Genomic DNA, 21,599 nt, shown 5'->3' on the forward strand with positions numbered 1-21,599 from the left:
GAATTACTGTTACTTGCCCTGCTTAAAAAGTATCTCTTTTTCTTTTTTGGAAAGGCTTTCGTACCCCGATTTGGCAATTTTATCCAAAATCCGGTTGATTTCTTCCTGCTTGATATTTTGCTGGCGATTGTATTCATAATCGTCGCGCGGCGGATGCTTGTAGGTAACCCGCATGTTGTTTTTGGGTTTGAACCAATCCTGTCTTTTTATAAACCAGCCTTCCATTTTGTTGAGAAGTGTTACGATTCCGGAGCCCCAGTCTTTTCCACGGCGCAGCTGGTAAATATAAAACCAGCCCCAGGCAGCTCCTCCAAGGTGGGCCAGGTTCCCTCCCGGATTTGAAGCAGAAATGCCAATTATGGAAAGAAGCACATAGAATGCAGCAATGTATTTGAGCGGAAAACGCCCGATAAAAAACAAGTGGATTTCGCGCTGCGGGTCATAAACGGCAACGGCCACCAAAATAGCCAGTACCGAGCCCGATGCCCCCAGCAAAATTGCCCTTACCGAATCGAATACCGGAAAAACATTATAGGCCACCACGTAAAACAGCGCCCCGCTGATACCTCCCAGCAGGTAAACACTCAGCAGTTTATCGCCTTCAAAATGATAGAGAAAAAGTTTGCCGAACCAGTACAAACCCAGAATATTAAAAAGAAGGTGCAAAAAACCTGCATGCATAAACATGTAGCTTACGGGAGTCCAGGGACGACGTACCAGCACATCTAAATCTGAAGGCACCGAAAGCCATTCAACAAGCACTTGCGGCTGGCCTGCAAAGTAAAAAAACAAGCCAATGATTTTCACCACCAGAAAAACCCCGAGGTTAATGTAGATCAACCGGGTTAATACAGAACCTTCTTTGAATGTACGTTTTATGTCGGCTGCAATATCCATTTTCTTAAAATTCCAAATAGCAAAATTCAATTGGCAAACACAAGTCAGGTTCGGTTTTTTTTATCGGGTTAGTAAAATCGGTTGGATGTTTTGTTCCAGTATTTCAAAAGAATATAACCAAACAGCATGCCACCGAGGTGTGCAAAGTGTGCCACATTACTTCCGGGCCGCGAAAATCCGAGATAGAGTTCAATTAATCCGTACCCGATAACAAAATATTTAGCTTTAATTGGGATGGGCGGAAAAAGCAGCATCAGCTGGGTATTGGGAAACAACACACCAAATGCAAGCAACACGCCAAAAACAGCGCCCGATGCCCCAACGGTGGGAATATCCATTTTCATTTGCAGGATCCGTTCCATCAGTTGCTGGCCTTCAGCGGCAAAAGCCGAATTTGTTGGCTCGTCATACCAGGTGTTCACAAAATCGCGCACCTGCACCGATGCATTCGATAAGTGTTTATTCACAAACTGATCGAGAATTTCGGGCGATGGGGTATTCCTGAATGCTTCGATGGTATTTTGCATCGATGAAATTTCAAGGTAATTCACAAACATGTGCAGCGCCACCGCGCCCAGTCCGGTTACAAAATAATAAATGAGAAACCTGCGCGATCCCCAGACGCTTTCCAGCACGCGGCCAAACATCCAAAGTGCAAACATGTTGAAAAAAAGGTGGGCAATTCCGCCATGCATAAACATGTGCGTAACAACCTGGTGCATCATAAACTTATCGGAACCGGGGTAGTGCATCCCTAAATAGTTTACTAAATCAATTCCACTTGCCTGCAAAACCCAGGTGGCCAGCAATAAAATTACATTAATGATAATCAGGTTTTTTACTACCGGCGGAATATTACTCATTACAGGTCGATAATTCATATCAAAATATTTTGGTGGCCTTTCAGCAATTGGCAGGCCAATTTTTTATACGCCTAAAATAACGACAACTTGTCATTTATTAAACATTTTTTCGATGTCTTCCAGCGGCTGAATGGTCAACACCTTTTTTCCTTCGGGAGAGTAGTTGGGCGTTGCACAGGCAAAAAGATTATCGATGAGATGATCGATTTCCACTTTTCCCAAATCAGTTCCGTAGTCGAGTGCTGAGGCTTTGGCCAGCGAAATAGCCACCTGCTCTTTTGCTTTTGCCCGGGCATCAACAGGCGAATTTTTGTATTCTTCCAGCAATTTCTCTACTATAATTTCGGGCGATGAAACATCCAGTACGCCGGGTGTCCCGTTTATAACGAACGTGTTTTTACCAAATTCGCGTATATCGAAACCCAGTGAAAGCAAATCATCCAGAATATTTTTCAGCAGCTCGGCATCGCCTGCATCCAGTTCAATTTTTTGCGGAAACAGTTGTTGCTGGCTGGCCACCGATTCAGATTTCAGCACTTCCATAAACTTTTCAAAAAGAATACGCTCGTGCGCCCGTTTCTGGTCAATAATCATCACACCCGATTTAACCGGAGTAAGAATATACTTTTGTTTAAGCTGAAGTACTTTTTTTCCGGTAAATTTCTCTTCTGTCTGCCTGTTTTCCGGTTCAACTCCTTTAAAACTCAGTTGCGACTGCTCTTCCCTATAATTCGTTTCTGCCCCGGAGTACAAGTCTTCCCAATGTTCCCGGTTTTGGCTGTCGCGACTGCTTTGTCCCCAGTTCCCCGTCGATATTTCTTTTTCCTGATCAAAAGGATTGTAACCGGGGTCAACTTTTATTTCCGGGTAAGAACGGTCACCACCCTCTTTTTCGGGAACCGGAATATCGATGCTGCCACTTTGGTCGAAGTCGATGGAAGGCACCACGTTGTATTTGCCAAGCGATTCGCGAATGGAGGCATGAATGATTTGCCAGATGGTGCGTTCATTCTCAAACTTAATCTCAGTTTTGGTAGGATGTACATTAATATCGATTCCCGACGGGTCGAGATCAAGAAATAAAAAGTAGGATGGAAAAGTTTCGGGAGGCAACACTTTTTCGTAGGCCTGCATTACGGCCCTGTGAAAATAGGGATGCCGCATGTAACGTTTATTAACAAAGAAAAACTGCTCGCCTGTTGTTTTGCGTGCAAATTTTGGCTGACCAATAAATCCTGTAATATTTACCAGGCTGGTTTCTTCTTTCACCGGCACCAGGCTCTGATTTATAGTTTTCCCAAAAACATCGACAATGCGTTTTCTGAAATTGGTTTTAACCAACTCATAAAGTGGCGAGTAATTATGATAAAAGGCAAATTTAATCTCCGGATTTGGCAGTGCAACCCGCTGAATTTCGTTGATAATATGCTTAAGCTCGGTAGTATTGCTTTTTAAAAATTTACGCCGTGCCGGCACATTGTAAAAAAGATTTTTAACTGTTATGGTGGTTCCATTGTTGCAGGCCACGGGTTCCTGCGTTTTAACCTCCGAGCCCACAATGTGGATTAGTGTGCCCACTTCGTCTTCCACCCTTTTGGAGCGCAGCTCCACATCGGCAATTGCCGCCACCGAAGCCAGTGCCTCGCCCCTGAACCCCATGGTGCGGATACAAAACAGATCGTTGGCCGAAAGTATTTTTGACGTGGCATGCCGTTCAAAAGCCATTCGCGCATCGGTGGGCGACATGCCGCAACCATTATCGGTAATTTTAATCAGGGTTTTTCCGGCATCTTTAATATGAATAACAATGTCATCAGCACCGGAATCGAGCGCATTCTCGACCAATTCTTTCACAACAGAGGCCGGCCTTTGAATGACTTCGCCGGCAGCAATCTGGTTGGCAACAGCATCGGGTAATAACTGGATAATATCACTCACTAGCCTAGGAAATCTGAATAAAAAAACAAATAGAAAATTAACACTAAAATCATAACCAATATGATTAACCGGGTATTTGAGGCCCTTCGGGCTTTCTCGGTTGTTTTGGAATACCCGCCCTGTGTTTTGCGAAATTGTCCTTTCACATTGGGTTTGTAAGGTTTTCCATCATCTTTCTTTTCATCAAATATTCCCAGTTCTTCTTTTATTCGCCTTTCTCTCTCCTCACGTTCCTCTTTTTCAGGATCGTAAAACCGCGGAGTAATATTAAATCTTTTTGCTGCAGGTGTATGAAAAAACCTACCAATCATATTTTTAAATTTTTATCTGCTACAAAGGTAACGTTTATTCTGCAAAATTTATTTCAGCCGGAAAGAGAGTGGCTTCAGATCGATTTCTCCAAAATCAGCATCAGGCTCTCATCGCTTAACACCACCGGATTTCCTTTCATGCTACTGGCTTTTTTGGCTTTCTCCACCAGGACCGGAAAATCATCCGGTGTTAACCCAAATGCTGATAATAAAGGAATATTCAGTTTTTCAACCATTTGCTGGGCCCACTGAACTCCTTCTTCTGACCGGGCATTTGATTCACCCGTCAATAGTTGTGCCACTTCATCATATTTTGAAATAATGTACTTCAGATTTTGTGATTTTGCACTTTTCAGGTTGGCCTCCATAACTGCCGGAAGCAAACGGGCACAAACCGCACCGTGTGGTATAGGAATCATGCCGCCCATGGGGCCTGCAAATCCGTGCACTGCACCCAACTTTACGTTGGCCAGCGCCATGCCGCCCAGCAGGGCAGCGTAAGCCATATCTTCACGGGCTTCCAAATTAGAACCGGTTTCGTAAGCCTTTAATAGCGAACGCGAAACACGCTGCATTCCCTCGCGGCCAAAATTGTCGATAAACGGGTTGGCCTGGTTAGAAACAAAAGTTTCGAGCAGGTGGGTCAGGGCATCCATTCCTGTAGTTGCTGTAATCTCAGACGGCATGGAAAGTGTCAGTTCCGGATCAACCACTGCCACATCGGCAAACATGAGCGAACTGCGCAGACTTACTTTCACTTTATGCTTTGCAGAATAGATAACCGAATTTTTACTGGCCTCGGCACCTGTCCCTGCCGTAGTTGGAATGGCAATAAACGGCAAGGGCTTTTCAGTCAGCTTTTTCCCTTTACCAATCACCTCCAGGTAATCTAAAAGCTCTCCTGCATTGGGTGTTAATGCTGCAATGGCTTTTGCGCTGTCGATGACGCTTCCGCCACCAAAACCCACAATGGCTTCGCAATGGTTTTTCCGGGCCAGTTTCACTCCCTCATCAATTACTTCTACAGAAGGCTCCTTTTCAACCCCGAAACGAAAAATTTCAGAAGTTGAAGATAAAAGATCTGTTAACGGTTTTGCCCGTTCCGAATTTTTTCCGGTCACAAGCATAATCTTCCTCCCGTAGGTATTCAGAAGCTCCGGCACTTTTGCAACGGTTCCGTTACCAAAAAGTATTTGTGTTGCTGTTGAAAAATTAAAATTTAATCCCATCCTTCTTCGTTTGGAAAAACGTTTGAAAACTTAATACTGCTCCTGGGTTCAGCCATCATGCCGGCCACGGTGTCACGCCATTTTTTGTAATGTGCCGTTTCTTTGTGCTTTGCCGGATCACCGGGTGTGCGATACACTTCAACCAGCACAAAACGTGTGGGATCATCCTGTTGCTGCACCACATCGAACCGGGCAACTCCGGGTTCCTGAAAACTCTGGCGGGCATTTTCAAGGGTGGCTTTCTTAAATGCTTCAACCTCCTCTTTTTTTACCTGAACAAAAACATGAACAATAAACATAGCTTATCTTTTTCTTCAAAATTAAAAAAATGTGGTTGAAATTTGGAAAAGAGTGATGCATGTTTGAAAATTTTAAACTGGTACTTACTTTTATTTTGATAAAAAAATGCACTTTTACTTTATTTCTGAAAAAATACTCTATTCAGACTTGCAGAATAAAACGCTAAAATTAAACCAATGAACGGCAGAAATTTTCTATACAAAAGTGCGATAGTTGCCTCACTGGCGGGCTTTCTTTTTGGGTTCGACACTGTGGTGATTTCAGGTGCCGAACAAAAAATTCAAACGCTTTGGGGACTGAACAGTTCGTTGCACGGACTGGCCATCAGCATGGCTTTGTGGGGAACAGTGCTGGGTGCGTTAACAGGTGGCTGGCCTGCACAATTTTTTGGCAGAAAAAAAACTTTACTTTGGATTGGCGTACTTTATCTGGTTTCTGCCTTTGGCTCTGCAATGGCGCCCGGTGTTTATTCGTTCATGGTTTTCAGATTTATCGGCGGATTGGGAGTTGGCATTTCAACGGTGGCAGCGCCCATGTTTATTTCCGAAATTGCACCGCCGGCCATGCGTGGCCGCCTGACCGGTATGTTCCAGTTTAATATTGTATTTGGAATTTTGGTGGCTTATCTTTCCAACTCGCTACTTGGCGGAATTGGTGAAAACGCCTGGCGTTGGATGCTGGGCGTGGAAGCCATTCCGGCGTTGCTGTTTACCACATTCTGTTTCGGACTGCCCGAAAGCCCGCGGTGGCTGATTGTGCAGAACAAAAACCGGGAAGCAGGATTAGCCGTTTTAAAAAAGGTAAATCCGGATTTTTCAGAAAAAGAATTGGATTCCCTGGTAAATGAAATTGAAAACTCCGGAAATCAAAAAAGCAAGCACCAAAAATTCTTTACCCGAAAACTGCTAAAACCGGCTTTTCTGGCTTTTTTTATTGCTTTTTTCAACCAGCTTTCGGGCATTAACGCCATTCTCTATTTTGCGCCGCGCATTTTCGAAATGACCGGTCTGGAATCGCAGGCTGCCCTGTTGCAATCGGTGGGCATCGGCATCACCAACCTGATTTTCACTTTCGTGGGATTGTGGCTGATTGACCGGCTGGGCCGCCGGACGCTGCTATATATTGGATCCTTTGGGTACATTGCTTCACTGGGTCTTACCACGTGGGCTTTTGCCTCCGGAAACCCCGGGATTGTGCCGGTATGTATTTTTGCATTCATTGCTGCCCATGCCATTAGCCAGGGAGCCGTCATCTGGGTTTTTATCAGCGAAATATTTCCCAACCGGCAGCGGGCATTCGGACAGTCGCTCGGGAGTTTCACCCACTGGTTTTTTGCCGCGGCACTCACGTTGGTTTTTCCGCTGATGGCCGAAGCCTGGAAACCACAATTCATTTTTGGTCTGTTCCTCGGAATGATGGTGCTGCAACTGGTTTGGGTGCGATTTTTTGTACCCGAAACCAAAGGCGCCTCGCTCGAAGAACTGGAAAGGGAGTTGTAGAAAACAGTTTACTTCTGCCTGAAATACACCTGAATAGGCACGCCCTTAAAATCGAAATTTGCGCGAATCTGGTTTTCGATGTACCGCCGGTAGGGTTCCTTAATGTATTGCGGCAAGTTGGCAAAAAGTGCAAATGACGGTGTTTGAGACGGCAACTGGGTTACATATTTAATTTTAATGAATTTCCCCTTTACCGAGGGTGGCGGATAATTCTCAACAGCTTCCAGCAGCACTTCATTCAGCTTGGAAGTTTTAATCCGGTTTTTGCGGTTTTTATAAACCTGAATGGCAAAATCAAGTGCTTTGTGCACCCGTTGTTTTGTTTTTGCTGAAACAAACAAAATGGGAACATCGGTAAACGGGGCGATTCGTTCGCGGATTTGTTCTTCCACTTTCCGGGTTGAGTAACCATCTTTTTCAATAATGTCCCACTTGTTCACCAAAATCACCACCCCTTTTTTATTTCGTACAATCAGGTTAAACACATTCACATCCTGGGCCTGCATGCCGCGGGTGGCATCAACAAGCAACATGCAAACGTCCGATTTTTCGATGGTACGTACCGAACGCAGCACGGAATAAAATTCGATATCGTCGTGAACTTTCCCTTTTTTGCGCAGGCCGGCGGTATCTACAATCACAAAATCGTGCCCGAACTTATTGAAGCGGGTGTGGATGGAATCGCGAGTGGTGCCTGCCACATCGGTTACAATGTAGCGATCCTCGCCGAGCAGGGTATTGATAAAAGAAGATTTCCCCACATTGGGGCGGCCCACCACTGATAAATAGGGTAATTCATGCTCTTCTTCCTCTTCTCCGGAAAAATCGAAAGCTTCAATTACCTGATCGAGCAAATCGCCGGTGCCGCTGCCGGTCATGGATGAAATGCAAAATATTTCGCCCAGACCGAAACCATAAAATTCCTGTGCATCTAAAATGCGCTGGTTGTTGTCCACCTTGTTGACAGCAACAATTATTTTTTTCCTGCTTTTCCGAAGAATAGCTGCAATGGCATCGTCGAGGTCGGTAATTCCCGATTCCACGTCCACCACAAAAAGAATTACATCGGCTTCATCGATAGCCAGGTGGACCTGTTTGTTAATTTCAGCTTCAAATACATCGTCGGAATTCACCACATAACCGCCGGTATCGATTACCGAAAACACTTTGCCGTTCCACTCGGCCTTGCCGTAATTGCGGTCGCGGGTAACGCCCGACATCTCATCTACAATAGCTTCTCTCGATTCGGTCAACCGGTTAAAAAATGTGGATTTGCCCACGTTGGGGCGGCCTACTATCGCTAATATTTTGTTGCTCATTTTTCTTAAAATTAGCACCGTGCTTTAGCGCGGTGTCATGATATTCAACTCAGTTGCTTTATCCATTTTTGAAAAAATGGATTCGCATAAACATTGATGTTTTATTTTCACCGCGCTGAAGCACGGTGCTATATTTAATACGCATCGTACCCAAAATTTTTCAGGGCACGGTCTTTATTTCGCCAGTCTTTGGCCACTTTCACAAAAAGTTTCAAAAATATCTTTTTGCCGAAGAATTCCTCGGCATCGGCACGGGCTTCGGAACCCACTCTTTTCAGCATTTTGCCTTCTTTGCCAATTATAATTCCTTTCTGGCTTTCGCGCGACACATAAATTACGGCTTCAATATGAATAATTTCCTCCATCTCTTTAAATGACTCCACCTCAATTTCAACCGAATAAGGGACTTCTTTCTGATAGGCCAGCAATATTTTTTCGCGGATAAATTCCTGCATAAAAAACCGCTCGCTGCGGTCGGTGAACTGGTCTTTTCCGAAAAACGGGGGATTTTCGGGCAGCAGTTCCAGGATGCGGGCTAACACGGGTTCCAGGTTAAATTTTTCGCGGGCAGAAACAGGAAAAATATCGGCTCCGGGAAATACCTCGCTCCAGTAGTCAAACAGGCGGGTTACCTCATTCTGGTCCGACAAATCAATTTTGTTGATGAGCACAATTACCGGCATATTCGATTTGCGGATGCGTGCAATGTACTCCGGATTTTTATCGGGCTGTTCCACCACATCGGTCACAAACAAAATCACATCGGCATCGGTAAGTGCCGAATCCACAAATTTCATCATGGTTTCCTGCAGCTTGTAACCGGGCTTCAAAATTCCGGGTGTATCGGAATATACAATCTGAAAATCATCGCCGTTTACAATTCCTTTTATGCGGTGCCTTGTGGTCTGCATTTTTTTGGTAATAATCGACAATTTTTCTCCCACCAATTCATTCATTATAGTGGATTTACCCACGTTTGGATTCCCGATTATATTTACAAAACCAGCTTTATGTGCCATATTTTTATTGTATCAAATTTCTGTTTCAAATCAATTTTAACCGCTCCCCTGTTTTCTTTTTCCCTTTGTTGAAGGTGTAGTTTGGATGGGATGTCACAATTCACTAAAAATCAGCGCAAAGATAATTGAATTGTGTTACCTGTAAAGAATTTCAATAACCGATTTTAAAAAACGAAGCAGTTATTAATGTTAGTGTGCTATTTTTCTTGTTAAAAGTATTTAAAAAACATGCCTCAACGCCCTTGTGGTTTGACGCTTCCCATTTTTTTGCTATTTTCAAAACAAACGTTTGATTAAAAAATTCGGTAATGGATACAAAACACCTTGATAAAATAGCAATTAATGTTCATGCTCGCAGAATTCTACTTTCAATTCTGAAAGAAAACCCGGTACTGGAAAAAATTCTGCGCAGTTCGGCTAACGAAACAGAGGCTATGGAAGCCATAAAAGAGTGGGTGCGTCCGATGTTGAAAAAAAACCCGGCAGCAGAGGCATTCTACAAAAAAAAGGACCATAGCCATGAGCTTTTTCAGCAATTGAACTGGGAAGATTTTGCAGCCATCCGTTTGCTGGATTATATTGAACATGCCGGAGAAGCTTATCCCGACCAGAATATTCACGGTGAAATGGCGGTTACCAACCCCATAAAAATGATGTGGCTGGCTACCAATTTCGGAATTGGGGGCGCCAAACCCGATTTTTTTCACGATATGCTTCGCCTGTTCCGCCAGCTGAATGGTAAATTAAAACCTGAAATTCCGCAACGCGCGGAAATTGAAAAGTGGATGAAACGCTACCCCGCCGGAACGGATAAAAACATTGCCGAGCTGAGAAGACAAAACCGCGACCGGATTATAAAAATATTAATTGAAAAAATTGACAATGGCGAGATAACTACAGGCCGCTACAAGTTTGATCCCAATCTTTCGCCGAAAGAAAAAAAGGAACAGATGCTGGAGTGGTGGAACGAAAGCCGCTTTCACCTGAAATTTGCAGTTCGCTCACCCGGGCTGCTGAACGAAATGCTCGATTACTCCCTCGACCCCGACACAATGGACATTTTATACGAAGCTGAGAAAAAAGGCATTCCGTTTTTTGTTAATCCATATTATCTGTCGCTTTTAAATGTTCAAACCCCTGGGTTTGCGGTGGGCGGTGATTTGGCTATTCGCTGTTACATTGTTTACAGCAAACAGCTGGTTGAGGAATTTGGCCTCATCGAAGCCTGGGAGAAAGAGGACAAAGTGCAACCCGGCAAACCCAACGCAGCGGGCTGGCTGCTGCCGTCGTCACATAACATTCACCGGCGCTACCCCGAGGTGGCCATTTTTGTACCCGATACCGTGGGCCGCGCGTGTGGCGGGTTGTGTGCCAGCTGCCAGCGGATGTACGAGTTCCAGAACGGCCACTACAACTTCAACCTGAAAAACCTGAAGCCTGAAAAATCGTGGAGCGAACGGATGCCCAATCTGCTTGACTATTTTAAAGACGATGCCCAGTTGCGCGATATCCTGATTACCGGCGGCGACGCGCTGATGAGTTCTGACAAAAGCCTGAAAAATATTCTGGATGAAGTGTATAACATGGCCCTCCGGAAAAAAGAAGAAAACAAACAGCGGCCTGACCGCGAAAAATATGCAGAGATTGTACGAATACGAATTGGCACACGGCTGCCTGTTTACATTCCGCAACGGATTACTCCCGAGTTGGTGGATATTCTGGCCGATTTCAAACACAAAGCTGCTGAAATAGGAATAAAACAGTTCGTTATTCAAACCCATTTTGAATCGCCAATGGAAGTAACACCCGAAGCAAAAAAGGCTGTTGAAATGTTGCTCAGCGCTGGCTGGTCGGTAACCAACCAGCTGGTTTTTACAGCACCTGCCTCACGAAGGGGTCATTCAGCAAAATTGCGTAAAGTACTGAACGATATTGGCGTTCTCACCTATTATACATTTACGGTGAAAGGATTTAAGGAAAACAGCGCCAACTTTACTCCTAATGCACGTGCTGTGCAGGAAGAGCTGGAAGAAAAATACATTGGACAGCTTCCGCAGGACGAAATGGAAACACTGCGCACACTTACCCACGACGCTGAAAAATTAACCGAAAATATCGATGCTTTGCGCCAAAAACACGCAATACCTTTCCTTGCCACCGACCGCAACATTATGAACCTCCCTGGTGTTGGGAAAAGTCTTACATTCCGTACCATTGGAATCACCCGTTACGGGAGGCGCATCCTGGAGTTCGATCACGACCGCACACGTAACCACAGCCCGATTATCGACGATATGGGAAAAGTTATTGTTATCGAGTCGAAATCAATATCGGAATACCTGCGGCAGTTGTACGATATGGGTGAAAAAACAAAAGAATATGAAGGCGTTTATGGTTACTCACTGGGCGAAACGGAACCGCGCATGCCCATGTACGAATACCCGGAATACGATTTCGAAATTTCAGATGAATTAACTCATTTGGAACTGGAGGTATAAGCAAAAGTCCGGTTTTCATTTCCGTCAATCGCTTTCAGCAAAGTGCTTGCTGTTCTCAATTCGGTCAGCAATTGGTCAATGGTGTATTTATTCAGATCAAATTCAGGTTTTACCCAATCAAACTGTTCCCCGTTACATGGATGAAAAAGCGTGTGGTTGCCCAGCTCGTAGCCGTTTAGGGCAATTTTGCGCCAGTTATCCGTCCGGTTGTACAAACTTTGGGAATTGCCGGTGCAGTAAAACGTTCCTTTAAACCCGAATTCATCCAGTTGCGGAACAGCCACATCAAGGTGGCAGTCCAGCCCGTCGTCGTAAGTAAAAACAACCGCAGCTTTGGCGTTGGGCCAGGAGAACTGGGCAACAGTCATTTTCGAAACAGAAATTATCAGAAGAATAAAAAATGCAAAATGACAAAATTTCTTCATCGTGTTTTTATTTGATCTTCAAAAATAAGAAGTTTTAGCCCAAACCACTCACCAGCTGAAGTTGATTTATTGTAGGTGATAGAAAATAACCTGTAAGTCAGGTTTGACAGAATGGTCAGGAATACAAACATGAACCTGTGACTGTTATGAATCTTATATTTCATCAAAAGGTTTTACCTCTTCCAGTTTATTGGAAATTCCCACATTTTCATGAGCCGAAGCAACTCTTAACGCAATTACCTTGGCATTTTTCTTCCAACGTATTTCAGCGTTCATTTCTATAAGAGCAAAAACTTTATCTTCTAAATCTTTTTGGCTACTACGTTGTTCTATTATTTCTCTAATCTTATTTTCTTTATAAAGGTCAATTACAGAAGCATAAATTTTCTTGTCAGGTATTATTTGTTCCCTTTCTTCAAATTCTTCTTTTAAATCGTGAATTGGCTCATTAAAGACTAACTGAGGTAAATCCGATTTTCTAAGAATAAAAAATGTATTTCCAACCAAGTCTGAATTACATGGCCAGTAATGCTGAATCTTTACTTTTCGATAATTTCCAAAAGTCAGATGAGAGATTTTTAACACTTCAATGTAGTAGTTTAGATTTATTTTGAATGGAACAATAATAAAATCAGATGACTCTTTGAAAATATTAAGTCTGTCGATAGCAGGAAATAAATCGTTTTCATCTAATAAGTATTTTTGAGTAGTTACAAAAGCAAAACTTTCTGATATCCTGATTTGGATTTTTCTTTTCATTTTTTGTGGAAGGAAAGTATCATAATTCAAATTTGTATATTCTTGGTCATCTGCAAAATCACTTTTTTCAAACAATTGTGATTCTCCATTAATTAAAACGGAATTAAAAGAATCCTTAATGTCTAAATTATTTAGAATTGAACTGTACTCCTTAAAGGTTTTATTAATAGTATTTCTGCTGCTTTCTAAAAATGCTTTTTTCTTTTCAGGTGAAATTTGTTGTTGCTTTTTCGCTCTATTAAAATCATGTTCCAATTTTTGTTTCAATGTGTCTAAAAATTCAATGGGATAAAGATTTTTGTGTTTTTCGCACCATTCAGGATTAATATGGTCCAATCTTAATATTTTTAATTGCTCTGTATTATCCAAAATATCTCTTAAGCTATTTTTAAAATTCTGAATATTATCTAACCAATGTTTTTTTTCTGCTTGTGTTTCTGGCAAATCTGGTATTCTTAAAAATTCCTCATAGACATAATACCGAGGTAAAGTATATTGCCTAAGGAAAAGCAAAATTAAGTATTTGCGAGTCCAGCTATGAATAATCCAATCAAAGTTTACTGAATCAACTCTGGGAAATCTGAACCTTAAGGCTTTTTCCCATAATTTCTGATCAAACGTTTTGCAAAATTCAAAATAACGGTTAAAAATTTCATCCATTGTCGATGGCAATAAAGGATATCTTGGAGGTTGACTGTTTGTATGGTCCCAGATTTTTCGGATACATTCAATCCGGTTTTCGTAAAGTAATAAACCACCCAGATAATAATGAAAATTAATAAACTCAACTCTTTCCTTGTCTCTATTATCTATTTCTTCCTGATTTGCGTGCTTAAAACTTCCCTGAATGTAGGTGGGACTGATTCTACGGAGATTGTATTCAAAATGGCGAAATGCACGTTTCCAATAATAAAAAATCATTTCATCTTCCCCATTTTCGACAATTGTTATTAAATTTTGCCATAGCCAATCATAAGTAGTATCATCTAAATTGTCAAATAACCAAAGATAATCTATCGTAAATTTTTTAAATAAAATGAAATCTCTATCCTTTTCTGTTGCTAATACTTTCGTGATTTTATATCCGGTTTCATAAAACTTTTCGGGTATTTGCCTTTGTGCAATGAAGGTCTTATTATAAACATCAATAAAATGATTAATCAATTTTTGAAAATTAGGAAAATCTTTCCTCTGAATTGTATTTATGGAAAAGTCTGTAATTAATCCAAAAGAATCTATATCTGCTTTACCAAATAATCTTCGGCGAGTTGTTGTCCTATTTTTAGGATCCAAACTCATAGTATTTATTTCAATAAGTAGTTTTTGCAAAGACGTCGGCCTACTAAACTTTATTGTCGTGAATGTAAAATGAATAAATAAACCCACAAGTACACATGACAAAGTAAAAATCAAATAAGAAAACCATATAATTAAAAGATTTAAAAATTGAACCCTTGAGTAAATAGCAAAAATTGAAATGATTATGTATATACCAATCATTATTACAATCCAAACTAAAATTATTTGAAATACTTTTTTCTTACTCTTAAATTCAAAAAAATCAAGAATTTCTTCTGAGCGATATTTATCATCAAATTTTGAAATTGCATCAAATACCAAAGGTGTTCCAATACTCACAATGGCAACTATAAACGCAATACAGATTTCAATAAGATTCATTAGGATAACTGTTAAATTTTATAAAACTACAAAATTTATAATAAGAAATATCTTTCATTTATTTGGTAGTTCCTGCAAACCCCATTGCCGCTTTAATCCCATCCGCAGCACTCGAAATAATTCCGCCTGCGTAACCGCTTCCCTCGCCAATAAAGAACAGATTTTCAAATCCGGTGCACAACCCATTTTTTTCGCGCAATACCTGGATGGGCGATGATGTTTTGCTTTCCAATCCGATTAAATTACCGGTTTCAAAACCACGCATTTTCCGGATAAAATCAGTTAACCCAGTCTGCATCGATTTCACAACCGTTTCTGGCAGCAGTTCCCACAACGGCGCTGCCACCAATCCCAGCGGGTAACTGCTCTCGAACGACGATTGTTTGTTCTGGTTTTTCAAAAAACCGGAAATGCTACAGGCCGGGGCGCGGTAACTTCCGGTGTGCCGGTAAAAAGCCGTTTCCAGATTCTCAACAATTTCAAGCGCTTCCAAAGGCGAAACGGTTTTTCCGGCCAGTTCGTCTGGATGCACACCGGCTACGCAGGCGGCATTGGCAAATTGCCCGCCTCGGCGGTAGTAACTCATGCCGTTTACTATGTTGGTTTCGGGGTAGGCAGCAGCCGGTACCACGGTTCCGCCGGGGCACATGCAAAACGAAAAAACCGGGTGGTTGCCGTCGGCCTGTGATGTGAGCCGGTATTCCGCCGCTTTTACACCGGGCAATTTTTCTTTGCCCCATTGCGCCAAATTAATAATCTCCTGCCGGTGTTCCATCCGGCTACCTATCGCAAAATTTTTGGTTCGAAACTGAATGCCACGCTGCATTAGCATTCGGTAAGTTTCATAAGCCGAATGACCCGGAGCAACAAACAGTGCATCTGCAGACAAATTCCCCTTTGTTGTGCTGACTTCAGTAACGTTGGAATTTTTAATGACGATATCCTCGAACAGCGTTTCAAAAAGAATTTTACCTCCAAGATTTTCAAATTTCACCCGCAGGTTTTTAACTATTTTTCTTAGATTGTCGGTTCCGAGGTGGGGGTGCGCCATGTAAGCAATTTCTGCCGGTGCGCCGGCTTCAATATAATTGTCTGTAATAAATTTTTTCTCTTTTGAAATACGTTTGGAACGGGAAGTGAGTTTCCCGTCGGAGAATGTGCCGGCACCGCCTTCGCCAAAAGCATAATTGTTTTGAGCATCGAACTTTCCGTTTTTTTCGAAAGCAGCAATAGATTTCGCACGTTTACCCACTTCCGAACCACGCTCAATTATGGTTACATTGAAACCTGCTTTCTGTAAAACCAGGGCAGCAAAAAACCCGGCCGGGCCGCTTCCGGTTACAACTACCTGTTCTCTTCTTTTCCGGAACGGAATTTCTAATTTTTCATCTGCCGGTGCATCACCTCCTTTTATTTCGGGCGAATTAACAACTACTCTTACCTGCCAGAAAATGTTCGATTTTTTGCGTGCATCCAGGCTTTTATGCTCCATCTGAAAAGAAAAATCACGAATACGTAATTGCCTTCCGATTTTTTCCCTCAGTTGCTCTGGTGTAAAATTAGTTGGCAGTTTTAAAGAAAGTGTTTTAAATCCCATCTTGAAAAAGTTTCAACTCAAAAGTAAATAATCAAACTGTTTTACAAAAAGAAGAATTTTTTATTCCCTGAAAAAATGAATCGTTTTACCTTCGTTAGGCAAAAACACCTGTCTATCAGGCAAATATTACTACTCACTCTTTTATTGTTGATTTATCATTTTATTCAGGCAATTTACTTCCGAAGCAGAAAATTTGTAACTGTTCGCAATATAGCACGTCTCACAAATTAATTAAGGAAAATTGCTTCAAAGCCATAAAAAGAAATTGCTTCAATTTGAAAAACTGATAAAACCTGTTTTTCACATAAAAGAACAGGTTGTTTGTCGAATAAATTAAGCCAATTGACAGGAAATTAGGAATTTTAAAACAGAAAACAGAACCTGTTTAGCCGCAGGAAAAAGCCACGAAGGAAATCTTCAGTGAAAGAGCTCCTTCAGAAAAACAAAAAACAATTAAAGCTATGATTAGTCTTAACAATGTTCACAAGTCTTATGTCACCGGCAACAGCCCGCTGCATGTACTAAAAGGCATCGACCTTGAAATCGGGCGGGGAGAGTTTGTATCGATCATGGGTTCGTCGGGTTCGGGGAAATCAACCCTGCTGAATATTCTTGGCATCCTCGACAATTACGAAGAGGGTTCGTATTATCTGAATGGGACGCTGATTCGGGACATGTCGGAAAAAAAGGCGGCAAAATTGCGGAACGATCTGCTGGGTTTCGTATTTCAGTCGTTTAACCTGATTTCGTTTAAAAACGCCATGGAAAACGTAGCACTTCCCCTTTACTACCAGGGAGTTAACCGGAAAAAACGAAACAAAATTGCGCTGGAATACCTCGAAAAAATGGGATTGCTGCAGTGGGCAACCCACATGCCCAACGAACTTTCGGGCGGCCAGAAACAGCGGGTAGCCATTGCACGCTCGCTGATTACCCGGCCCAAAATTATTGTGGCCGACGAGCCCACCGGCGCGCTCGACACCACTACGTCCTACGAAGTGATGGATATTCTGAAAGAAATTAATGAAGATGGAATAACGGTGGTGATTGTTACGCACGAGCACGACATTGCTGCCATGACCCATAAAATCGTCCGCCTAAAAGACGGAGTTATTTCCGAAATCATTAAAAATGGTGACCTGAAAGAGTGGAAACATCAGTACAGGAAAGAACTGGAAATTGCATGAAGAAGCGGGAAGCGGGAAGATGGAAGCAGGAAGAAAGAAGACCGGTGGCTGTCAACCTTGTTCAGGGATCTTCAACCTGAAACCTGAAACTCGGAATTCGAAACGCGTGCCGAAGGCATTCCTTCGGGAAAACTTGAAACTTGAAACAACATGTTCGATTTAGATATTTGGCAGGAAATTATTGCCACCATCAAAAAAAATAAAATGCGGACCTTCCTCACCGGATTTTCCGTGGCATGGGGGATTTTCATGCTGATGATTTTGCTGGGAGCCGGAAACGGACTGAGCAATGGAGTGGCTGAAAATTTTATGCGAGATGCCGTAAATGCCATGTGGTTGTGGAGCGGGCGGACAAGCGTGCCGTACCAGGGGATGAAAGAGAACCGCGAAATCAGGTTCACCAACGCCGACTATGATGTTATCAGCGACCTGGAAGGCATCGACAAAGCGTCGGGCAGGTATTTTATTTCGGGCAACCTTTTTTCGTACAACAACGAATTTGGAGAATACACCGCAGTTACCTGCCACCCCGATTTAAAAGATGTGGAATCGATAGAAATAACCAACGGACGGTTCATCAACCCGGTAGATATCAACCAGGCCCGCAAGTCGGTAGTGCTTGGAAAAGACATTTACGATGCGCTGTTCAAAGGGAAGGAAGCCATTGGCGAATATGTAAAAATTAATAACATCCCTTTCAAAGTGGTTGGCATTTGCCGCGAAGGTGGCAGCACACGCCACCGCAACGCGTATCTTCCGGTAACCACCGGGCAAAAAGTGTTTAACGGTGCCAACCGGCTGCACAATTTTGCACTTACCATCAATGCCGGTTCAATTGAGGAAAGTAAGGTTATTGAAGAAAAAGTGCGGACTGCCATGGCACGCAAACATAAATTCGATCCGGAAGATCGTTCAGCGCTTGGCTCCTACAACAAACTTGAAAACTACCTGGAGACAATGAAAATTTTCCAGGCCATTAAAATATTCATCTGGATTATTGGCACCGGAACTTTGATTGCCGGAGTGGTAGGCGTGAGCAACATTATGCTGATTGTGGTAAAAGAACGCACCAAGGAAATTGGCATCCGCAAGGCAATAGGTGCCAGCCCCCGGTCGGTAGTGGGTTTAATTCTGCTCGAATCGATCCTGATTACCACCATCGCCGGATACATTGGACTGGTGCTGGGAACCGGACTAATGGAAGGAATCAATTTTTTGGTTGAACAGCAATTTGCAGCCTCGGCAGGCACCAACGGCGGAAACGGCGATATCATTTTCCGCAATCCGACTGTCGATTTGAATGTGGCTGTTTCAGCCACGTTACTGCTGATATTTTCAGGCGCACTGGCAGGGTACATTCCCGCCAAACGGGCTGCCCGAATAAAACCGATTGAAGCACTGCGTGATGAATAGAGGAGTGGAGCCTCCCCTAACCTCCGCCGCTGGCGGAAGGAGAACTGGAGAAAAAGAATGATTAAGATTAATTAGTCACATCGGGAACCTGAACCCGAAACTTGAAACATGGAACTTGAAACTTAAAGATATGTTCGATTTAGATCTTTGGAAAGAAATAATAAGCGCCTTAAAGAAAAACCGGCTGCGCAGTTTTATGACTGCATTCGGGGTGTTTTGGGGAATCTTTATGCTTATCATCATGTCGGGGGCAGGCAAAGCCCTCGAAAACGGAATTATGGACGGCATCAAATCATTTGCCACCAATTCGGCATTTTTCTGGACCGAGCGTACCAGCAAACCTCACAAAGGATTTCAGCGCGGCAGAAACTGGAATTACGAAAATTCGGATATGGAATACATAAAAGCCCATATAAATGATGTGGAATATTTGTCGCCCCGGCTTTTTGGCCCCAACACTTACAGCGGCGACAATACCATCAGGGACGAAAAAAGCGGAGCGTTCAATATTACTGGCGATTACCCCGATTATTTTAAAATTGATCCGTGGACCCCGGTGAAAGGCCGGTTGCTGAATGAAATCGATATTTTGCAAAACCGCAAAGTGTGCATTATTGGTAAACGGGTGGAAGAAGTGCTTTTTGAAAAAGAAGAAGACCCGATTGGGGAGTATATCAAAATCAATGGCGTTTATTTTCAGGTAGTGGGTGTGGTGCATCCCGAAACCCGGATCACATTCAACGGCGGCCAAAAAAACGAAGCCATTATGATTCCGTTTTCAACCATGCAGCGCACTTACAATATGGGAGATGTGGTTCATTTCTTTTCGGTTACCTCGCAATCCGGCGTACCCGTGAGCGGGCTCGAAAACCGGTTGAAAGAATTGCTGAAAGCCCGTCACCATGTGGCACCCGACGACATGCAAGCGATCGGGTCGTTTAACCTCGAAGTGGAATATATAAAATACAAAGGCTTGTTTAGCGGCATCCAGATTTTAACCTGGATTGTGGGAATCGGGACCCTGCTTGCAGGAGTTATTGGCGTTAGCAACATCATGATGGTCATTATCCGCGAACGTACCCAGGAAATTGGTATCCAACGCGCCATAGGGGCCACTCCCGGCAAAGTGATGCTGCACATTGTAACCGAAAGTGTCTTCCTGACCGTAATGGCAGGTTATGTGGGCCTTACGCTGGGAGTAGGTTTGCTCGAACTGCTGAACATGGCGCTCGAGTCGGGCGGCGATGAGATATTTTTCCGCCGTCCTGAAATCAGTTTCAAAATGGCCGTTTCAGCGCTTACCGTATTGGTTTTCTCAGGTATTTTTGCCGGATTTATTCCTGCCCGGCGGGCCGTAAGAATTAAACCAATCGATGCCATTCGTGAAGAGAAAACGTAAAAAAATCAGAATAAAGAATTCAGAAAACAATTAAACTACAAGGAGATGAAAAAAGTATTCAAAATTATCGGAATTGTGCTGTTGATAGGCGCATTTGGAGGAACGCTGTTTTTCCTCTATACAAAATCGAAAAAGAAACCGGAAGTTTACGAAACAAAAAATCCGTTTGTGAGCGATGTCGTAATGAAAACCGTGGCAACCGGCTCGGTAGTGCCACGTTTCGAAATTGAAATTAAACCGCAGGTTTCGGGCATTATCGATGAACTGTTTGTTGTGCCCGGCGAACGGGTAAAAAAAGACCAGGTAATTGCCCGCATCAAAATTATACCCGACATGGTAACACTCAATTCGGCCGAAACACGCCTGAACAGGGCAAAAATTAGTTTTGAAGATGCCAAAACCGATTATGAACGTCAGCAAAAACTTTTCGACCAGGATGTAATTTCTTACGAAGAGCTCCGAAATGCAAAGGTGACGTACGATTCAGCCAGAGAAGAACTGACTGCTGCGGAAAATAACCTCGAATTAATTAAAAACGGTGTAACAAAAAAGGCTGCCGAATCGACTAATACGCTGGTGCGTTCAACAATTAACGGAATGGTGCTCGATGTTCCGGTAGAGGAAGGCAATTCGGTTATCCAGTCGAACACGTTTAACGACGGCACAACCATTGCCACCGTGGCCGACATGAGCGATATGATTTTTGAAGGCAAAGTGGATGAAACCGAAGTGGGAAAAATCAGTGAAGGAATGCCCATTGAAATGGAAATTGGCGCCATCGAGAAAGAAAAATTTCAGGCCATTCTGGAATACATTTCGCCCAAAGGTGTGGAAGAAAACGGCGCCATTCAGTTTGAAATTAAAGCGCGCGTTCAGCTGAAAGACAATCAGTTTATCCGCGCCGGGTACAGTGCCAATGCCAACATTGTTCTCGATCAGAAAGACGATGTGCTGGTGATACCGGAAGGATTGCTGAAATTTGAAAACGACTCATCGTTTGTTGAAGTTCAAAACGGCGAGGAACAGCAATTTGAAAAACGATATGTACAAACCGGCTTGTCTGATGGCATTAACATTGAAATTAAAAGCGGCCTGACAAAAGACGACAAAGTAAAAGGAGAAAAAATAGATCCGGCAAAGGCAACAGAAGAAGAAACCAGCCAGGGTTAACGTAGGTAGTTCAGTTTGATTTATTTAAATTAGCTCAAAATTACGAAAGAAGTACTGCAAAACATATTTTTGAAATCATCGGAAAAAATCGATAGA

General features: G+C 42.9%; 17 protein-coding genes. 6 read left to right on the forward strand and 11 right to left on the reverse strand.

The genetic code is table 11. The features are described 5' to 3' along the window. Nucleotides 1-9: 9 nt before the first annotated feature. From BUC07_RS06660 to BUC07_RS06685, 6 genes are all read right to left on the reverse strand, one after another. Nucleotides 10-897 (reverse strand): rhomboid family protein, encoded by an 888-nt coding sequence (locus BUC07_RS06660; RefSeq protein ID WP_073167608.1) that lies wholly within the window; start codon nucleotides 895-897, stop codon nucleotides 10-12. A gap of 68 nt (nucleotides 898-965) precedes the next feature. Next, the gene (locus BUC07_RS06665) at nucleotides 966-1,778 is read right to left on the reverse strand and encodes a rhomboid family intramembrane serine protease (RefSeq protein ID WP_073167611.1); all 813 of its coding nucleotides are present in this window, start codon (nucleotides 1,776-1,778) and stop codon (nucleotides 966-968) included. Between the two features lie 72 nt (nucleotides 1,779-1,850). Beyond that, nucleotides 1,851-3,698, reverse strand: coding sequence for a DNA mismatch repair endonuclease MutL (mutL, locus tag BUC07_RS06670; RefSeq protein WP_073167615.1), 1,848 nt, complete (start codon nucleotides 3,696-3,698; stop codon nucleotides 1,851-1,853). Beyond that, complete coding sequence (locus BUC07_RS06675; RefSeq protein WP_073167618.1) at nucleotides 3,698-4,009, reverse strand: hypothetical protein; 312 nt, start codon at nucleotides 4,007-4,009, stop codon at nucleotides 3,698-3,700. Before BUC07_RS06675 ends, mutL begins: the two co-directional genes overlap by 1 nt. Nucleotides 4,010-4,083: 74 nt before the next feature. Beyond that, a complete protein-coding gene (locus tag BUC07_RS06680; protein WP_073167622.1) occupies nucleotides 4,084-5,238 on the reverse strand; it encodes an iron-containing alcohol dehydrogenase in 1,155 nt (384 codons plus the stop codon). After that, entirely contained in the window at nucleotides 5,229-5,537 is a 309-nt protein-coding gene (locus BUC07_RS06685; protein WP_073167626.1) for a putative quinol monooxygenase, read from the reverse strand. The genes BUC07_RS06680 and BUC07_RS06685 overlap by 10 nt, the downstream gene beginning before the upstream one ends. 177 nt (nucleotides 5,538-5,714) lie before the next feature. On the opposite strand from BUC07_RS06685, the gene BUC07_RS06690 reads away from it, so the two are divergent. Beyond that, nucleotides 5,715-7,037 carry a sugar porter family MFS transporter gene (locus tag BUC07_RS06690; protein WP_073167630.1) on the forward strand — a complete coding sequence of 441 codons (1,323 nt, stop codon included), beginning with the start codon at nucleotides 5,715-5,717 and terminating at the stop codon, nucleotides 7,035-7,037. Between the two features lie 8 nt (nucleotides 7,038-7,045). On the opposite strand, the gene der is transcribed toward BUC07_RS06690, so the two are convergent. Beyond that, nucleotides 7,046-8,356, reverse strand: a complete 1,311-nt coding sequence (gene der / locus BUC07_RS06695) for a ribosome biogenesis GTPase Der (protein WP_073167633.1) — start codon at nucleotides 8,354-8,356, stop codon at nucleotides 7,046-7,048. Nucleotides 8,357-8,490: 134 nt separating this feature from the next. Further along, nucleotides 8,491-9,375: a GTPase Era gene (gene era / locus BUC07_RS06700; RefSeq protein WP_073167636.1), complete on the reverse strand. Its 885-nt coding sequence runs from the start codon at nucleotides 9,373-9,375 to the stop codon at nucleotides 8,491-8,493. A gap of 308 nt (nucleotides 9,376-9,683) precedes the next feature. Between era and BUC07_RS06705 the strand changes: the two genes are divergently transcribed. Continuing rightward, nucleotides 9,684-11,873 (forward strand): KamA family radical SAM protein, encoded by a 2,190-nt coding sequence (locus BUC07_RS06705; protein WP_073167639.1) that lies wholly within the window; start codon nucleotides 9,684-9,686, stop codon nucleotides 11,871-11,873. On the opposite strand, the gene BUC07_RS06710 is transcribed toward BUC07_RS06705, so the two are convergent. From BUC07_RS06710 to BUC07_RS06720, 3 genes are all read right to left on the reverse strand, one after another. Next, the gene (locus BUC07_RS06710; RefSeq protein ID WP_073167643.1) at nucleotides 11,852-12,298 is read right to left on the reverse strand and encodes a polysaccharide deacetylase family protein; all 447 of its coding nucleotides are present in this window, start codon (nucleotides 12,296-12,298) and stop codon (nucleotides 11,852-11,854) included. The two genes, BUC07_RS06705 and BUC07_RS06710, sit on opposite strands and share 22 nt — an antisense overlap. Nucleotides 12,299-12,451: 153 nt before the next feature. Continuing rightward, entirely contained in the window at nucleotides 12,452-14,737 is a 2,286-nt protein-coding gene (locus tag BUC07_RS06715) for a hypothetical protein (protein WP_073167646.1), read from the reverse strand. 58 nt (nucleotides 14,738-14,795) lie between these two features. Beyond that, complete coding sequence (locus BUC07_RS06720; RefSeq protein WP_073167649.1) at nucleotides 14,796-16,334, reverse strand: NAD(P)/FAD-dependent oxidoreductase; 1,539 nt, start codon at nucleotides 16,332-16,334, stop codon at nucleotides 14,796-14,798. Nucleotides 16,335-16,795: 461 nt separating this feature from the next. Here BUC07_RS06720 and BUC07_RS06725 point away from each other — a divergent pair, with 461 nt between their 5' ends. The 4 genes from BUC07_RS06725 to BUC07_RS06740 all read left to right on the forward strand — a co-directional run bounded on the left by BUC07_RS06725 (nucleotide 16,796) and on the right by BUC07_RS06740 (nucleotide 21,503). After that, a complete protein-coding gene (locus tag BUC07_RS06725; protein ID WP_073167651.1) occupies nucleotides 16,796-17,521 on the forward strand; it encodes an ABC transporter ATP-binding protein in 726 nt (241 codons plus the stop codon). Between the two features lie 150 nt (nucleotides 17,522-17,671). Further along, entirely contained in the window at nucleotides 17,672-18,934 is a 1,263-nt protein-coding gene (locus BUC07_RS06730) for an ABC transporter permease (protein ID WP_073167655.1), read from the forward strand. Between the two features lie 130 nt (nucleotides 18,935-19,064). Then, the gene (locus BUC07_RS06735; RefSeq protein ID WP_073167658.1) at nucleotides 19,065-20,333 is read left to right on the forward strand and encodes an ABC transporter permease; all 1,269 of its coding nucleotides are present in this window, start codon (nucleotides 19,065-19,067) and stop codon (nucleotides 20,331-20,333) included. Between the two features lie 45 nt (nucleotides 20,334-20,378). Beyond that, on the forward strand, nucleotides 20,379-21,503 hold the full coding sequence (locus BUC07_RS06740; protein WP_073167662.1) for an efflux RND transporter periplasmic adaptor subunit: 1,125 nt from the start codon (nucleotides 20,379-20,381) through the stop codon (nucleotides 21,501-21,503). Nucleotides 21,504-21,599: the final 96 nt, after the last annotated feature.

The sequence above is a fragment of the Tangfeifania diversioriginum genome, from assembly GCF_900141875.1.
Taxonomy (GTDB): Bacteria; Bacteroidota; Bacteroidia; order Bacteroidales; family Prolixibacteraceae; genus Tangfeifania; species Tangfeifania diversioriginum.

Excerpts from the sequence above, each read along its gene's own strand:
- BUC07_RS06665 (WP_073167611.1), bottom strand. The coding sequence starts at position 1,778 with ATGAATTATCGACCTGTAATGAGTAATATTCCGCCGGTAGTAAAAAAC.
- BUC07_RS06660 (WP_073167608.1), bottom strand. The coding sequence starts at position 897 with ATGGATATTGCAGCCGACATAAAACGTACATTCAAAGAAGGTTCTGTA.
- BUC07_RS06715 (WP_073167646.1), bottom strand. The coding sequence starts at position 14,737 with ATGAATCTTATTGAAATCTGTATTGCGTTTATAGTTGCCATTGTGAGT.
- BUC07_RS06725 (WP_073167651.1), top strand. The coding sequence starts at position 16,796 with ATGATTAGTCTTAACAATGTTCACAAGTCTTATGTCACCGGCAACAGC.
- BUC07_RS06680 (WP_073167622.1), bottom strand. The coding sequence starts at position 5,238 with ATGGGATTAAATTTTAATTTTTCAACAGCAACACAAATACTTTTTGGT.
- era (WP_073167636.1), bottom strand. The coding sequence starts at position 9,375 with ATGGCACATAAAGCTGGTTTTGTAAATATAATCGGGAATCCAAACGTG.
- BUC07_RS06690 (WP_073167630.1), top strand. The coding sequence starts at position 5,715 with ATGAACGGCAGAAATTTTCTATACAAAAGTGCGATAGTTGCCTCACTG.
- BUC07_RS06675 (WP_073167618.1), bottom strand. The coding sequence starts at position 4,009 with ATGATTGGTAGGTTTTTTCATACACCTGCAGCAAAAAGATTTAATATT.
- der (WP_073167633.1), bottom strand. The coding sequence starts at position 8,356 with ATGAGCAACAAAATATTAGCGATAGTAGGCCGCCCCAACGTGGGCAAA.
- BUC07_RS06735 (WP_073167658.1), top strand. The coding sequence starts at position 19,065 with ATGTTCGATTTAGATCTTTGGAAAGAAATAATAAGCGCCTTAAAGAAA.
- BUC07_RS06730 (WP_073167655.1), top strand. The coding sequence starts at position 17,672 with ATGTTCGATTTAGATATTTGGCAGGAAATTATTGCCACCATCAAAAAA.
- BUC07_RS06720 (WP_073167649.1), bottom strand. The coding sequence starts at position 16,334 with ATGGGATTTAAAACACTTTCTTTAAAACTGCCAACTAATTTTACACCA.
- BUC07_RS06705 (WP_073167639.1), top strand. The coding sequence starts at position 9,684 with ATGGATACAAAACACCTTGATAAAATAGCAATTAATGTTCATGCTCGC.
- BUC07_RS06740 (WP_073167662.1), top strand. The coding sequence starts at position 20,379 with ATGAAAAAAGTATTCAAAATTATCGGAATTGTGCTGTTGATAGGCGCA.
- BUC07_RS06685 (WP_073167626.1), bottom strand. The coding sequence starts at position 5,537 with ATGTTTATTGTTCATGTTTTTGTTCAGGTAAAAAAAGAGGAGGTTGAA.
- BUC07_RS06710 (WP_073167643.1), bottom strand. The coding sequence starts at position 12,298 with ATGAAGAAATTTTGTCATTTTGCATTTTTTATTCTTCTGATAATTTCT.